8 protein-coding genes and 1 pseudogene are annotated in these 16559 nt (G+C 37.0%); 7 read left to right on the top strand and 2 right to left on the bottom strand.

Features of this window, described 5'->3' with window-relative positions; genetic code table 11:
- Nucleotides 1-8 precede the first annotated feature (8 nt).
- Complete coding sequence (locus IPK91_12995) at nucleotides 9-2786, top strand: T9SS type A sorting domain-containing protein (protein ID MBK8298163.1); 2778 nt, start codon at nucleotides 9-11, stop codon at nucleotides 2784-2786.
- A 444-nt stretch (nucleotides 2787-3230) separates the two neighbouring features.
- Here the strand turns inward: IPK91_12995 and IPK91_12990 are convergent, their stop codons facing one another.
- Nucleotides 3231-3953, bottom strand: coding sequence for a class I SAM-dependent methyltransferase (locus IPK91_12990; protein ID MBK8298162.1), 723 nt, complete (start codon nucleotides 3951-3953; stop codon nucleotides 3231-3233).
- A 109-nt stretch (nucleotides 3954-4062) separates the two neighbouring features.
- Here IPK91_12990 and IPK91_12985 point away from each other — a divergent pair, with 109 nt between their 5' ends.
- The 4 genes from IPK91_12985 (at nucleotide 4063) to IPK91_12970 (ending at nucleotide 7371) form a co-directional block, all read left to right on the top strand.
- Nucleotides 4063-5691, top strand: coding sequence for a S41 family peptidase (locus tag IPK91_12985; GenBank protein MBK8298161.1), 1629 nt, complete (start codon nucleotides 4063-4065; stop codon nucleotides 5689-5691).
- Nucleotides 5688-6386 (top strand): tRNA (adenosine(37)-N6)-threonylcarbamoyltransferase complex dimerization subunit type 1 TsaB, encoded by a 699-nt coding sequence (gene tsaB, locus IPK91_12980; protein MBK8298160.1) that lies wholly within the window; start codon nucleotides 5688-5690, stop codon nucleotides 6384-6386. Before IPK91_12985 ends, tsaB begins: the two co-directional genes overlap by 4 nt.
- A 141-nt stretch (nucleotides 6387-6527) precedes the next feature.
- On the top strand, nucleotides 6528-6866 hold the full coding sequence (locus IPK91_12975) for a helix-turn-helix transcriptional regulator (GenBank protein MBK8298159.1): 339 nt from the start codon (nucleotides 6528-6530) through the stop codon (nucleotides 6864-6866).
- 175 nt (nucleotides 6867-7041) lie between these two features.
- Nucleotides 7042-7371 carry a helix-turn-helix transcriptional regulator gene (locus tag IPK91_12970; GenBank protein MBK8298158.1) on the top strand — a complete coding sequence of 110 codons (330 nt, stop codon included), beginning with the start codon at nucleotides 7042-7044 and terminating at the stop codon, nucleotides 7369-7371.
- Nucleotides 7372-7836: 465 nt separating this feature from the next.
- Here IPK91_12970 and IPK91_12965 read toward each other — a convergent pair.
- Nucleotides 7837-8480: pseudogene (locus tag IPK91_12965) on the bottom strand (lipoprotein signal peptidase).
- A gap of 71 nt (nucleotides 8481-8551) precedes the next feature.
- On the opposite strand from IPK91_12965, the gene IPK91_12960 reads away from it, so the two are divergent.
- Together IPK91_12960 and IPK91_12955 are read left to right on the top strand one after the other, a co-directional pair.
- Nucleotides 8552-11905, top strand: coding sequence for a gliding motility-associated C-terminal domain-containing protein (locus IPK91_12960; GenBank protein MBK8298157.1), 3354 nt, complete (start codon nucleotides 8552-8554; stop codon nucleotides 11903-11905).
- Nucleotides 11902-16545, top strand: a complete 4644-nt coding sequence (locus IPK91_12955; GenBank protein MBK8298156.1) for a gliding motility-associated C-terminal domain-containing protein — start codon at nucleotides 11902-11904, stop codon at nucleotides 16543-16545. The genes IPK91_12960 and IPK91_12955 overlap by 4 nt, the downstream gene beginning before the upstream one ends.
- Nucleotides 16546-16559 lie beyond the last annotated feature (14 nt).

Below are 16559 nucleotides of genomic sequence, written 5' to 3'. Positions count from 1 at the left end.
TTAAAATTATGAGCCCTATACCTTATTGCATATTAAATCCTAAAATTTACTTATTAGTAATTTTAAGTTATGTTCTTTTGTTTCCAATTATTGGCACTGGGCAACAAAACCGAATCGTTGCACCGGATGACCTGGTGGTGAGTTGCGGATTTCAATTTACTACTAAGGATTTGTCTGATACCAGCAACACCTTATTTGGCAAGCTCCAACTGGATTCCAGTCAACGAAAAAAATTAATCAGTCTGGATGTAGTTTGCAAGCAGTTTTGTGAAACGAATAAGAAAACCGGCTATCCGGGACCCATACCACCTGCTCCATCTAAACCTCCGGCTTCGGCGAAAGCCTGCGCCTATTTTGGAGCTTTATTTGATTCACTTCATAAAAATAATTTGTATGAAATGGTATGGGGCTTTGATGGATACCTTGCAAATCCATTGGATTTAAATTACACTTTGGAAGTTTTAGATTTGAGATTTTGCAATCAGGGTAAAATTCTTCGAATATTTTCTACTCAAGGACCTAATCAGACTCTTTTAAGAGATACTCAAACCATTTGGGTTGTTAACTGTCATCCGTTTTATATTAATACCCTAGACCTTTGCGATCCAAATGATGATGTTGTAATTCCAGATTGCGATTTGAAACAGGTAATTTATGGCTGTAATGTGCCAACAAGAGATACCCATTCGTTTCCTAAAAGCTTGAAAGATTCATGCAATTCTATTGGAATAACATACTATGATTCCATCGCTGTTGAATTGCCCGAACATTATTTTTATGTGTTACGTCAATGGACAATTTCGGACTGGTGTCAGTTTGATCCGAATGATCCGGATTCCAAAGTACAATTTACATTTACTGATACCACTTTTGTAGTGGATGACCAAGCTCCAATTACTGAAATTGAGTTGACTGAATGTTCAGAGGCAGATTCAACAAAATTTGCCCAGGTCAACATTCTTGCAGCTGCTACAGACAATTGTACTACTGCTGATTTTATAAGGTATCAGTACTTGATAGATTTGAATAATGATGGCACAGGTGTTTATGATGGATATGATTTGAAGGTAGGTCCATTGACGCTGAAAGACATTGCAACAGCAAAGATCCCATTGTTTCATGACAATCCATTTGCAACAAATCCAAACAATTCTCAAATTGCAAATGGTAGGTATCCTATCGGAAAACACAAGATTGTGTATGTCACTGTAGATGGACTTAACAATGAATCAAAAGATACCGCCTATTTTGAAGTTGAAAGACAAGAAGCTCCTGAAGTAATTTGCCCTTCAGCTGTATTTAACATTCCTGTGCATCTTCCACAATCCATTGTTTTGGATATTAAAACCTTGCTTTCCAGTGTAGTTGATAATTGTACAATCTATTCAAAATTAAAAATCTATCTGGACGGTCAACGAGAAAAAATTCATGACCTGATTACATGCGATGATTTTTTAGATGCCGGAAATCCAGATACCCTGATTCGTGAATATAAAATATATGTGGAAGATGCTATTGGGAATATAAAAATTTGCACGGCTCAAGTGAATTTTATTCGATTAAATGCCTGTGATCCTCAAAATAAGATCGTTCATATAGGTCAGCTAATGACCCAAAATTTAAAGCCAATCGAACAGGCCAGCATTATGGTCCATTCCGATTTACAAAACCTGATTCTTGATCAAAAAGTATGCACATCGAACTTTGAATTTTCTACTTTTGGTGCAAACCCTGCGTTTTATCTTAGTTTACAAAAAGTTGATGCCGTCGCCAATGGGGTTGATGTCTTGGATGCCTATTTAATTTATCAACATTATTTAGGGCATTTGACACTATCAAATCCATTCAATTACTTAGCAGCAGATCTCCATAAAAATAAAGTGATTACTTCTGCGGATGTTCTTCAAGTGCTTCGAATCATTTTAGGTATAATTGGGAATTCAATCAATCCTGAAAATTGCTGGGTATTTTACAATGCAAAAGATTCAACACAAATCTCTGATGCCAATTTATTGAAAGATACCAATCTCACATGTATTGGGGTTAAATTAGGAGATCTTTCCGGAGATGCCTTAACTATTTGTAGTGAAAAAAATGATAAACCAAGTAGATGCCTTAACTTAATTTACCCAGTACTTCAAGCAGAAAAAGGAAAACAATATAGAGTCCCAATCACTTGCTCAAATTATAATTCAATCATCGGGTTTCAATCCGGATTTCAATTAACTGAAGCTGGCTTAATATTAGACTCAATACTGGATGGTAAACTCAAGTTACCATTTAGCATGCAAAAGTCTGCTCTTGAATTAGATTCTGCACATTTTAATATCGCATTTGTTACTATTACTCAAGATTTATACAATATTGAACCAAATGAAATATTGTTTGAGTTGTTGATAACTGCCAAGAAAGACGGACTATTTGCTGATTACCTAGCTCCAAATGATTTGACATGCAAAACAGTGGCTTATCAAGAAGACAAAGAAGCACTATCGATTTGTACGAATTCTATCTTAAATGGCGCAACCAATATACAAACTTCCGACATCGAACTGTTTCCCAATCCATTTTCAGATAAACTGCAGCTTCGTTTTCTACAATATCCTAATATGTTTAACTTACAGATTGTGGATGTTTTTGGAAGGCAAATTTATTCAACTAAAATAAATACAAATCCAAATCAAATTTTTGAAATACCGGGTAATTTATTTCCACATAAAGGTATTTTTTATATCAAATTGCAATCGGGTAATAAGGCATTGGTTAAAGTGATTGTAAGAGAATAGGAGGAACGTCTTTAGGAGGGTAGTCTTTAGTGAGGAAGTCTTTAGAAATGGTAGTCTTTAGGAAATGCTACAATGTTGCAATGGTGCAATCTTACAATGTTGAAATGGTGCAATGGTGCAATTCTATTATGGTAAAATTTTATAATTCCTATCCGACTGTGTCGAATAATTATAAATAAAAAAATAATTTAAAAATCAGTTATTAAAGTTTTCCCGCTGAGATGGATTAGATTTCTTTAGACCTATAGACTATTAATTATCAGGAAAAATACGATTCCTTTTCCAAACACAGGGTTTAAACCCTGTGTTTGGAAAAGATTCGTATTTAAACATTGTAGTATTGCAATATTGTAGCATTGCAGCATTGTAGCCACTTGCATTTCCTGGCAATTTTCAAGCTATTGTCTTTCAGACGATCAGACCAACAGACCAACAGACCTCTTACTATTTCAATCTAAAAGCAACAAAAAAGTAATTATTAGCAGCTGCAATTAATTCAAAATCTAAATAATAACTTTCTTTAAAATTTTTAAATGCCAAGTATTCGTGTCGTGGAACTGTAAATTCATCAAACATCACGATGTCACCTGCTTTAAGATAAGGTGCAATCATGGTAAGTACATACAAGCTGGATGAATAGAGATCCGCATCCATGTGAATCAATTTTGGCAGGTGCCAATCTGCATCTTTAAGAAACAAGGGAACTGTTTTTTGAAAGAGCCCTTTATAAAACCGAACCCGCTCGTCTTTTATATCGGGAAGTTTGGAACCAGTGCTCATATCCCCTGCTTTAAATATTCCCCATTCCTCCGGCAAGCCTTCAAAGGTATCAAAACCATGAAATCTGGATTCAGGATGTTGGTTGTGTTTTACCCACCAGGAAAAAGAGTGACCTGCCGCTACTCCAAATTCTAAATACAACAAGGGTTTGTCCATACCTTGGTTTGCCATTAAATTTTGATATAAATCGTAACGCTTCAGGTAATTCCAATCTGACGAATAAAAATCATTAAAGTCTATTTTAGGATGATTGTGAACCCATTTGGAAATCCCTGATAAATGAACCAGGTTTAACAAGAGTTTCGAAAAAGGTTCAAAAACAACATGGAGCCTCAAACGGATAAACAAGGCTTTAAGTTTTCGGATAATAGAAAGTTGAAAAGACATCTGAATTATTGAAAACCAAAGATAGGCCTGAAAGAATTATCAGAAACCGGATACAATAATTATATGTTTGACGTTGATACCTTTGCATTAAATTGCTTCGATCAAACCTATGAAAAAAAGAAACATTCTTGCGATCCTCTCTACAGCATTTATTCTTTGCCTGGCCGCTTTTACCTATAATAAGGAGTTCGAAATCGCCAAAAACATTGAAATATTTGCAAATGTCTATAAAGAAATCAATTCCAATTATGTAGATGAAACCAATCCCTCAAGTCTGATGAAAACCGGCATCGATGCCATGCTTCATCAGCTGGATCCTTTCACAAATTACATTTCAGAGGTTCAAATTGAAAACTACCGCCTGGCTTTTGAAGGAAAATACAATGGAATTGGCGTTCGAGCCAAGCGAATTGGGGATTATGTCACTGTAACAGAGGTATACCAAAATTATCCGGCCTTTAAAGCTGGCATCAAAGTAGGTGACCAGGTTTTAGCAGTAAATGGTCAGGATGGCAAGGGAAAAGAAAGTGAGGATCTTTTTCAGATTGTCCGCGGTATGCCAAAAAGCGAGGTTGAATTTACTATTAAGCGGCCCGGTATTAAAGAAAAACTAAATCTAAAGCTGATCCGGGATGAGGTCAATATCCCGAATGTACCTTATTCAGGAATGGTAAATGCGGATGTTGGATTCATCTATCTAAGCACTTTTACAGAAAATGCAGGTAAAAATGTGCGGGAAGCCTTAAATAAACCTAAAACAGAAAATCCGAATATGAAGGGAGCCATTCTGGATCTTCGAGAAAATGGGGGTGGACTTCTGAGTGAAGCAGTAGAGGTTTCAAATGTGTTTATCCCTCAGGGTCAATTGGTTGCAAGTACTAGAAGTAAATTAAAAGAACGCGAACAACTTTATAAGACCGCTAATCCACCTACAGATCCAACCATCCCGCTTGTTGTTTTAATTAACAATCACTCGGCGTCCGCATCTGAAATTGTCAGCGGAACCATCCAGGATTTGGATCGCGGAGTCATCCTTGGCCAAATATCTTATGGGAAAGGCCTCGTTCAAAATACGAAAGACGTTGGTTACAATGCGAAGGTTAAATTGACCATTGCGAAATACTACATTCCCTCCGGTAGATGCATTCAAAGTGTAAAGTATGAAAATGGCGAACCAGTCCATTTGCCAGATTCCTTGCGGGTTGCATTCAAAACCCGGAATGGACGGACCGTTTATGATGGAGGTGGCGTAAAACCAGATATCGAATTACCGGATGCAGACTATCCTAGAATTATTAAAAAATTAATTGATCAAGATTTGATCTTTAATTATTGCACAGAATTTTGCCTTAAAAATCCGGCACCAACAGATCCAAAATCTTTCGAATTTGGTGGTTTTGAAGATTTTATAAGCTATTTAAAATCCAAACAATTTGATGATCTGGATACCCTGGAGGTGAAATTAAATGAAATTCAAAACCTGTCTGCAAAGGAAGGCGATCAAACGATTACTGAGACTGTCTCAAAAATGAAAAACCACCTTAATCAAAAACAATGGTCTGAATTAACAAAGCATAAAATCCTGATTTCCAATATAATAGAAGAAGAAATTGTCAGAAGAAGCTTTTATGAAGAAGGCAGTATTCAAAAGAAAATGGTTCATGATCCTATAATAAAAGAAGCCTTAAGCATTCTATCTGATCCCCTTCGTTACAATAAGATACTCGGCAAGCCTTGAAAGAGCCCCTGATTTTAATGATTGAAACTTCCGGACCAATTTGTAGCGTCGGAATTGCACGAGGGAACAAGCTTTTAAGCCTTTCAGAAGACCATCAGGGCGAACATACCCGTGTTCTGAATGATTTGATTCGAAATGTCCTAAAGCAATCTGATGTTACTTTAAAGGAGCTGGATGCAATTGCAGTAAATGAAGGACCGGGATCTTTTACATCCTTACGGATTGGTGTAGTAGCTGCGAAAGGCATGGCTTATGCTTTGGAAAAACCATTATTATTGATTCCTGGATTAAAAGCCCTGGCCACCACAGCAAAAGATCAAATTCCGGATGCTTTGTATTACCTGCCCCTTATTGATGCCCGACGAGATGAAGTGTATCTGGCGGTTTATAATTCAAATTTAGAAGGAGCCTTGGTTAGTCCCGTAGCTCAAATTTTGAATAATGAATTACAAACACGACTCAATATTGGAGCGGGGAAATGCGTTATAGTTGGAACAGGAGCCTCTAAATGGGAACAATTTATAAGCAATTGGCCTGTTTCAGTAGCAGAAGTACCCCTTTCGGCGTCCAATTTACTAAAAATAGCATTTGACCGATGGGGTCAACAAGATTTTGATTCTGTTTCAGAAGCCAAACCCTTTTATCTCAAGGAACCAAATATAACTGTTCCAAAAGAAAAACTCATAAGTCGTTGAACTTTAGTCCGATTTGATCCATTTATATATATAAGAACACCTAATATATATGAGATTTGGAAAATATTTAAGGCAACTTTCAAAATCGGCACAGTTTTAGCTTAATTCTTAGCTGTTAATGCATTTTTAAAAAACTGTGACATGAGGAATAAAAAGAACGAAACGATTACTCTCAAAAAAGGACCAAAGGAAGTTCAATTAGACTATTCAGATCTAAGAAGGGCTGTATTAGTTCTTCGTGCGGTCAACCACAAGCTTCGCCAGCGCGTGATTGACTTACTGGAGGAAAATGATACGATGACCGTCACAGACATCTACATTAAACTTCGTTTGGAACAATCGGTAGCCTCTCAGCATTTGGCTATTTTGAGAAGAGCCGGGGTAGTCGCAACCGAGAGACAGGGTAAATTTATTTATTACTCTCTCGACCGAGACAGGTTAAATCAAATCTCCAAATTAGTGGAAGATTTAGCGGGTTAACCATCCCACTTTCCATGTATCTTGATCAGGCAATAGTACACACTGCAACGTTACTCGCTGATTTACACTGCATTAATAAATAAAAAAAATATTTAATATTTATTTGCAATTCCGAAAATTCTTCTCATCTTTGTTCCGTTAAGGTCAACTACGAAAATCAAAATAAGAAACTTCGATGAAGAAGATTAAGGTAACATTTAATCCTGTCCAACTCGATTATTCCTGTGAGCTCATGAGAGCATTAGCCCATCCTTTGAGGCTAAAAATCCTTGAGTTTATTGATAGGAATGGTTCGGTAAATGTCAATAAAATTTACTCGAGCTTAAATATCGAACAATCAGTCACTTCGCAACATCTCAGCATTCTTCGACTTACAGGCGTTATCGCTACAGAAAAAGTTGGAAAATTCGTGCATTGTTCGATTAATTATCCCACTGTGGAAAAAGCTGAGAAAGCTGTAAATAATTTCTTGGGGAGAACGGCAGTACTCGCAACAAGTAATTAAAACAAAAGGCTAAAAAAGCCGAACGTTTTTATTTTGCTTGGAATTCTTTGCTGTTTTTATGGCGAATCCAATTTGCCATGGAGCAAGTCACAATGAGGAATGAACAATTTTCAATAAAGGAACTCATTCGTCATTGTACATTGAGCATTGAATATTGAGTATTTCTTCTCTTCCATTTCTTTGCGACTCTGCGTCTCTGAGTGAATTTATTTAGTTGTTAGGTGATCGTTGTTAGTTGATAGGAAGAACTTTTATATTTCTCTGCGGCTCTGCGTGAAATTAATTAGTCAAGATCCATTGAGTATTAAGCTTCTAATCTTCAAGGCACGCTTTTTTAATGTTCAATTAGCAATGTTCAATTAGCAATTTTCAATGGAGGATTCCATTAGTCATTGAACATTGTGCATTGAATATTGAGCATTTCTTCTCCGGATCATGCTTTTGGTGTTCAATGAGTAATACTCATTATGTCGATAGTGCTTCTTCTTTATCATGCGGCTTGAGTTTTTTATAAAATATAAAAAACAGACAGATGCCACAAAAAATGGATGAATCAGCCACATTAAAGACCGGACGGAAAAACTCAAAGTCTTCACCGGCCCAAAAGGGAAACCAATCTGGAAATGTCCCTTTAAACATGGGGAAATAAAACATATCTACCACGCGCCCCATCAAAATATCGGCATAGCCTCCATCCTCCGGAAACATCACCGCTTGTCCGCCGTGGTAAGGAGAAGCAGAAAAAATAAGTCCATAGAAAATCGAATCAACGATATTGCCCAATGCTCCGGCCAGGATCATCGAAAAAGCAATAATTAATCCAATAAATTCTTTTGCTTTAATCATCCGAGCCAATAGGTAAAACAGAAAACTGACGGCAACGATTCGGAACAAGCTTAAAGCAAGTTTGCCTTTGGAGCCCCCAAACTTAAGCCAAATGCCATGCCTTCATTCTCAACAAAATGAATTCGAGCCCAGGATTGGCCTAAAATCAAAAATTCCTGTCCTTGCTCCATATGTGTCTTAATCCAAATTTTCAAAATTTGGTCCAGACAAAGGATTAACAAAATGGTAAAGGCCGAAACCTTATAAAGATAATTTCCTTTCATGAGCATGCAAAGGTATATGATGCAAGGAATATTCTAAAAATTCACCAATTTTAACGTTCCAATTGAGCTCCATGCGATTTATCCTATTCGTAATTCTTGCTTTCTTTTGTCAATTCATGGGAATTGGCCAATCCCCAAGGGATGTGCCGATTCCACTAAAAAGTCTTTTAGGAGGCGGTGGCTGTTGCTGTGGACAATTTTCAGAGATTTTTTTTCCAAACCTGGATTTTGAAACAGGCCCCCTTCCATCTCCTGGAACATTTTTTGTATACAGTGCCGGTCAGAATTTTGGCGGTTGGACGGTTACCCGAGCTACCATTGACCATTGTGATGCCGGAGTCGGTAATTTAGGAGCGGGTAATCCAAATGGCGCCAGCTATTTTGTGGACCTTCACGGTTCTCCGGGTTTAGGAGCAATTTCTTATGATTTATATGGTCTGACCCCGGGAAATCAATACCGAATTGAATTTTGGACCGCACAAAATGGAGATGGTTTTTCCTCTCTTGGAAATTTGAAAATTGCTGGTGGCGCCTGGCTGGATGTTAGTTGGATCGTGTCGGTATCAGGAGCAATTTCCTGGCGAAAAGAAACCTATTCCTTTATGGCAATGGCTGCTACCGCTACCATGGAATTTAGCAGTACGGGGCCGATCCCGTATCAAGGGACCTTGATAGACGACATCCATATTTTTGAATGCCCGGGTGATCAGGAAGATCCCGTTGTTAATAATCCTCAAGATGATTTGGAAGTGGAATGTGATAAAGAGGTCCCTAAAGCACCGACCCTTTCTGTAAGTGATAATTGTGATCCCAATCCGATAGTAACTTTTTTAGAAACCAAACAAGTAATTGATGCCTGTTCTAAAAAAATTACCAGAAATTGGACCATAAAAGACAATTGCGGTAACATCACCTATGAAGAACAAATTATAGATGTCATTGATCGAAATCCGCCACAGTTTACCAAGCTGCCCGAAACCAAAACGGTATTCTGCGATAAAGATGTTGTCAAGGAATTTAATGACTGGATTAAAAAAAATGGAAATGCTTTGGCAACGGATGCCTGCGGTCCGGTTAGTTGGAGAACAAATTACGATCATCCTCCTTCCAAACATTGTGATACAATTCTAGTGGAGTTTATAGCAATTGATCATTGTGGACAAGAAAATTTGGAATATGCACCCTTTATTGTTCGAGATACCCTTGCTCCTAAATTTATCATTAAACCACAAAACAAAAACCTGGTTTGTGTATCAGGCATACGAGATTCCTTACGAAACTGGTTAGCTAGTTATGGATATTCAACCAATCAATCGGATTGCGATACCATTATTAAAAGTTCAAATTTTAATGGGGATTCTTCTCGCAATCCTTTGACACTTACCTTTTATGCAAGAGATGCTTGTGGAAATGTCGATAGCAGCAAAGCAAGTTTTAGCTACCGAAACAATAGCGATACATTTCGTATCATACAATATTCTTGCAATTTTTCTGGTAATCAAATGGATACCACAGTATTTAGTTCCAATGGTTGTGACAGTGTGGTAATCACACAACAAATAAAACAAAATTCTGATACGACCCATATCAATCAATTTAGTTGTGATCCTCGTGCAAACACACATGATACCCTTCGATTATTGAATGTTAATGGCTGCGATTCATTGATTTTTTACTTAACAGAAATTAAACCCTTAGATACTACGCGACTCCAAGTATTTGATTGCAATTTTCCTGTTTTAACAATCGACACAACGCATCTTCAAGGTCAATTTTGTGATTCGGTTATTATAACTGAAAAAATTCCATTACTAAAAGATAGTTTCCAAATAAAACAAACTACCTGCGACAGTCTTACAGCAGGAGTTAAAATTTTTCAATTGAAAAATCGATTTGGTTGCGACAGCATTGTAAGGATCCAGACTGATTTTACAGGAATTATAAGTAATTATATTACTAAAATGGAATGCGGCTTGTTAAGTAATTATGTAGATACCATGACATTTTCAACTGCTAATTGTGATAGTTTAGTGATCACACAATACATTGCCTTGAAAATAGATACCACGTATTCTACAACTACAAGTTGCGATATATTAAAAGCCGGAGTAGATACCATAATATATCAAACCAGTACATGCGACAGTATTTCAATAGAAACTACCTTGTTTCAACCGTCAGATACCACCCGGATTATTTTAACTACTTGTAATTTAAACAATGCAGGGATTGATACAAGCATTTTTAGTACCACCAGTTGTGATAGTCTCGTTATTGTCAATACGCAGTTTATCCCTTCCGATACAACTCGAATCACACAAACAAGCTGTGATATTAAACAAGTTGGAGTGGATACCTTGCTTTTTAATACAGCACCTTGTGATAGCCTGGTCATTGTAAACACGCAATTTATTCCTTCAGATACCAGTTATATAAGTCGGAACACTTGTGATGTAACCTTAATAGGCATCGATACATTAGTGTATGCAACAAGTCAGTGTGATAGCATCGTCTTTTTACAGACAAATTGGATTCCCTCGGATACCATTCAACGAACTCAAAAATCCTGCTTGCCTGCAAATGCAGGAATTGATACAGTGTTTTTAATGAATAAATTTGGTTGCGACAGTATCATCGTAACGAATACCTTGTATGAACCCTTGCGAATCCAATTCATATTGGATTCAATCAGTTGCTTTGATAAAAAAGATGGGCAGATTCGGATCTTAAATACACAAGACTTTCAAACACCTTATACCTTATTTTTTGATGGCCAAACTCTTGGCTTTCAGGATCGGGTTGATCAATTGAATCCCGGTCAACATCAATTATTTATAATAGACAATCAAGGCTGTGTAACCGATTCTATTTTTTTTAATTTAAATAATCCGGAAGCATTTATAACAGAACTTGGCAAGGATTTGGAAGTTGAAAAAGGCAGTTTGGTTAAATTGGAATTACAAACGAATCGAATTTGGCAACATATTAACTGGAGCCCCTCTTTTCTTATCGGATGCATTGATTGCAATCCAGTACAATTTCAAGTTCAAAACGAACAATGGATATATAGCATAGCTGTAGATGAACGAAATTGCGAAAGTTTGGATTCTGTTTTAATCCGTGTTAAAGAACCTGCAAAAGTTTTTGTTCCAAATGGATTTTCTCCAAATGGCGATAACATCAACGATTATTTTTATATCCAGGGAGACCCAACTGCCATCGTTGAATTATTTCAAATTTTTGATCGTTGGGGTAATTTAGTATTTGAAAAAACAATGAGCCCTGTTAATGATCCAGTTTCAGGCTGGGACGGAAGCTATAAATCTGAAAAAATGAATCCTGCAGTTTTTATTTATGTTGCAAGAATAAAATTCAGTAATCAAGTTTTAGTTGAATTAAAAGGAGATCTCAGTTTAATTAGATGAAAAATCAATTGAAAAAAAGGAATTTTAAACTCCTACTTAAGTGGATTTGGTTTGCATTGATTTTTATTCAATTTGAGTTTCATGCATATAGTCAACCAAAATGTTGTTGTGGTTCACCCAGGGTTTTAGATTTCCCTGGATTTGATTTTGAATTTCCTCCAGATCCGCCTCCGGGTTGGTTTATCTGGTATCCGGTTGGATCCAATATGGGTCCTTGGTTGATAACTACCGGATACGTCGATCATGTAGATAAAGCCCATTATTTTAATACCGCAAGTGGAAATCCAAATGGAGCGACCAATTTTGTAGATTTATATGGTTCCGTACCCAATACAGGAAGTTATCCTGGTGCAATGCAATATACCTTAACAGGACTTACTCCATCCTATTTATATACCTTGGAATTTTATTATGCCAAATTTGATATTCCCGGAGATTATCGCGCCAACATAAAGGTGGCTAATGGAAATTGGTTGGATGTAAAATTAACAGCAACCAATCCTGGAAATGTTATTTGGTTAAAAGCATCTTACAATTTTGTTGCCCAGGCAGTTTCTGCTGATTTAGAATTTATAGATATTTCACCAAGCTATGGAATCGGCGTTTTGATAGATGACATTACAATTTATGAATGTCCGAATGATGTAGAAAAACCCAGCTTGCAGGATCCTCCTGAAGATTTACAAGTAGCATGCGATGCACAGATTCCACCGGTACCAAAATTAATTGCTACAGATGATTGCGATGCGAATCCAATAATTAGCTATAAAGAATCAAAAATTGTTTTGGATGTATGCAAAAAAAAGATAAACCGCGAATGGACTGTTAAAGATGCCTGTGGAAATTCTATGGTATATCAGCAAGTCATTGATGTGATTGATGAGAATCCTCCAGATTTTTCTATTTTACCTGTAGATCTGAGTGTAAATTGTGATGCCGATATTTCAAAAGAATTTAATGCCTGGATTAAAGCACATGGAAATGCAATAGCAATGGATGCATGCGGACCCGTAAGCTGGCGGATTATCTATGATCATGTACCTAAATCGATTTGTGATAGCGTGTTGGTAGATTTTATAGCCTTCGATAATTGTGGCAATGAACGGGTCGAAAGTGCTTATTTTATTGTAAAGGATTTAGCAGGTCTCCATTTTAATGTAAAACCACAAGATAAATTTTTTACAAGCGGAGCAGCTATTAGAGATTCTTTGAGAGACTGGTTGGTTAACTTTGGATTTTCATCGGCAAAATCCAATTGCGATACCGTCATTTTTACTTCAAATTTTAATGGAGACTCTACAAAAAATCCATTAATGCTTCAATTTTATATAAAAGATCGTTGTGGAAATATAGATAGTGCAACTGCTACCTTTGGATTCAGATCTTCAAGCAGTGTCACCTGCTGCTGTGGAACTCCCAATGAATTGTTTTCTTCCAATCTTGATTTTGAATCCCCTCCAACTGCTCCACCCGGAGGATGGATTGACTACAGTGCAGGAGACAATTATGCAGGTTGGAGCATCACTTCAGGATCCATAAGCATTCATGATCCCGCACATTTAAATTTGGGTGATGGAAATCCAAATGGATCAACCCAACACATGGATTTGCATGGATTCAATCAGGGAGCTGCCTCATATACATTAACCGGATTAACCGCAGGCAATGAATATACCATTAATTTTTGGTACGCCATTCATAGTTTTGGTGCCAATGTTTCTGCTAGACTAACTGTCAATGGCGGAAGTTTATTGAATACAAGTTGGTCCGCCAGTAATTTTGGAAATGTCGTTTGGTTAGAAAAATCATTTACTTTTATTGCCGATGGATCAGTTGCGAACATGGAATTTACAGGAACCGGTGCTTCGCCATGTTGCGGCATGCTCATTGACGACATTCGAATTTTTGAATGTGTACTTGATACCGAGAAACCAGAAGTAATAAATCCACCCGATGATTTAGACTTTGAATGTGAAATGGATGTAACAAAAGCTCCTGTGTTATCAATTTCTGATAATTGCGATCTAAATCCTAAACAAGTATTCAAAGAAACCAAAGAAGTAATTGATGCCTGTACTAAAAAAATTACCAGAACCTGGGAAATAACCGATGCATGCGGCAATACAGCAATCGAAGATCAGGTTTTATTTATTACAGATAAAACGGATCCTCAATTTACAAAAGATCCGGAAAACAAATTGGTATCATGTGATAAGGATATTCTTAAGGAATTTAACGATTGGTTGCAATCCAGAGGAAATGCTAAAGCCAGCGATCTTTGTGGTGTAGTTAACTGGCGTACGAGTTATGATCATTCACCCTTTAAATCTTGTGACTCAATTCTTGGTGAATTTATTGTTGCTGATCCATGTGGTCATGAGGTAACTAAATTTGCCTGGTTTGTTGTACAGGATACCTTGGCACCAAAATTCATTAAAAAAGCTCAAAACATAAATCTGGTTTGTGTGTCTGGGATCCGAGACTCTTTGCGAAGTTGGTTACAAAATTTTGGCTATTCTTCCAATGTTATGGACTGCGATACAATCATCCGATCCAGTAATTTTGATGGAGATTCTACGAAAAATCCAATGGTCCTTACATTTTATGCAAAAGACCGGTGTGGAAATATTGACAGCAGTACCGCAAGTTTTAGCTATCGAAGTGGAACCGATACCTTTCGGATCACTCAATTCTCCTGCACTTTTCCCGGAAACAGTTTGGATACCATGGTGTTTAGTTCCAGTGGTTGTGACAGTGTCGTCATTTCTGAAAAAATAAGACGAAGTGCTGACAGCACCTATATCAATACATCCAGTTGTGATCCTAAAATAAACGTTTTTGATACCCTGCGATTAAACAATCAGTTTGGTTGTGATTCCATCATTTTTACACAGGTCGTAATTCATCCCATGGATACCAGTCGACTAAAAATTTATGATTGCAGTTTTACAAGTATTGTTGTAGATACCGCTGTTTTTATCGGACAGTTTTGTGATTCACTGGTCTTGACTGAAAAAATTCCATTGCGAAAAGACAGTATTTTTATTCAACAAACCAGTTGTGACAGTTTGGATGTAGGATTCAAATTTTTAAATCTGACCAATGTTTTTGGATGTGACAGTGTGGTAGGTATTAACACCACTTTTTCTGGTGTTATCATTCAACAAATTACAAAAAACGAATGCGGTTTGATTAAAAACTATACCGATACCCTCGTCTTCTCAACATCCAATTGCGACAGTTTGGTAATAACCAATCACATCGGATTAAAAATTGATACCAGCTTTATTCAACAAAACAGCTGCGATTTGAGCCAAGCAGGCGTTGATACCATCATTTACCAAACAGCAACATGTGACAGCATCGTAATCGTCAATACGCAATTTATTCCTTCAGACACTACATTTATCCAACAAACCAGCTGTGATCTAAATTTAGTTGGCATTACCAGCAAACTTTACAATACGTCCACGTGCGACAGTCTGGTAATTATCAATACACAATTTACACCTTCCGATACCACACGAATTTTTCTAACCAGTTGTGATATTAGTCAAGTGGGAATAGACAGTATGCTCTTTGCTACCAGTACGTGTGATAGTTTGGTAATCATCAATACCTCCTTTATATCTTCCGATACCACGCGCATTTTCATAACCAGTTGCGATGTCAATCAAGTCGGTATAGATAGCATCCTCTTTGCTACAAGCACCTGTGACAGTTTGGTAATTATCAATACGTCCTTTAAATCTTCTGATACCAGTTTGATTAATCAAAGTACTTGTTTGGCTTCAGCAGCTGGGCTGGATACAATTCAGTTGCAAAAGAGCAATGGATGTGACAGTTTAGTGATCACAAATACCCTGTTTGTTCCTTTGCGTTTGCAATTTAAATTGGATTCCATAAGTTGTCATGACAAAGCAGATGCAAAGATCCGTATACTCAACGAGCAGGATTTTAATAAACCCTATACTGTTTATTTAAATCAAAGCAATATAGGTCAACAAAACCAACTCACTAATTTGGGTCCCGGAACGCATCAGGTTTATATCAAAGACCAGCAGGGTTGTATAACAGATTCAATAGAAATCGATTTACAAAATCCGGAAGCTTTTACAACGGAATTGGGAAATGAGCAACGGGTCAATAAAGGCAGTCAGGTTCAATTGCTGTTACAAACCAATCACAACTGGCAGCATATCCAATGGAATCCGTCAGGAGTGATTGGGTGTGTGGATTGCAATCCCGTAACCTTTCAAGTGAATCAGGATACCTGGATTTACAGTTTAGCAATTGATGAGCGAAATTGTGAAAGTTTAGATTCTGTTTTAATCCGTGTCCGGGAAGATGCCAAAGTTTTTGTACCCAATAGTTTTAGTCCGAACGGAGACAACATCAACGATTATTTTTATGTGCAAGGTGACCAACAAGCGATCGTCCAATTAATGCAAATATTTGATCGCTGGGGAAATCAGGTATTTGAAGCACGCAATGTTCCGGTCAATGAACCTTTAAAAGGATGGGATGGTTCTTTTAAATCTGAGAAAATGAATCCGGGTGTTTTTGTTTATTATGCAAAAGTTAGATTCAATGATCAGAGAAATATTGAATTAAAGGGAGACTTTACATTAATTAAATGAAAAAGATTTAGCAT

It is taken from the genome of Saprospiraceae bacterium (assembly GCA_016712145.1).
Lineage (GTDB): Bacteria > Bacteroidota > Bacteroidia > Chitinophagales > Saprospiraceae > Vicinibacter.
The sequence above is the reverse complement of the archived record's forward strand: the minus strand, read 5'-3'. Positions and strand labels throughout refer to the sequence as shown.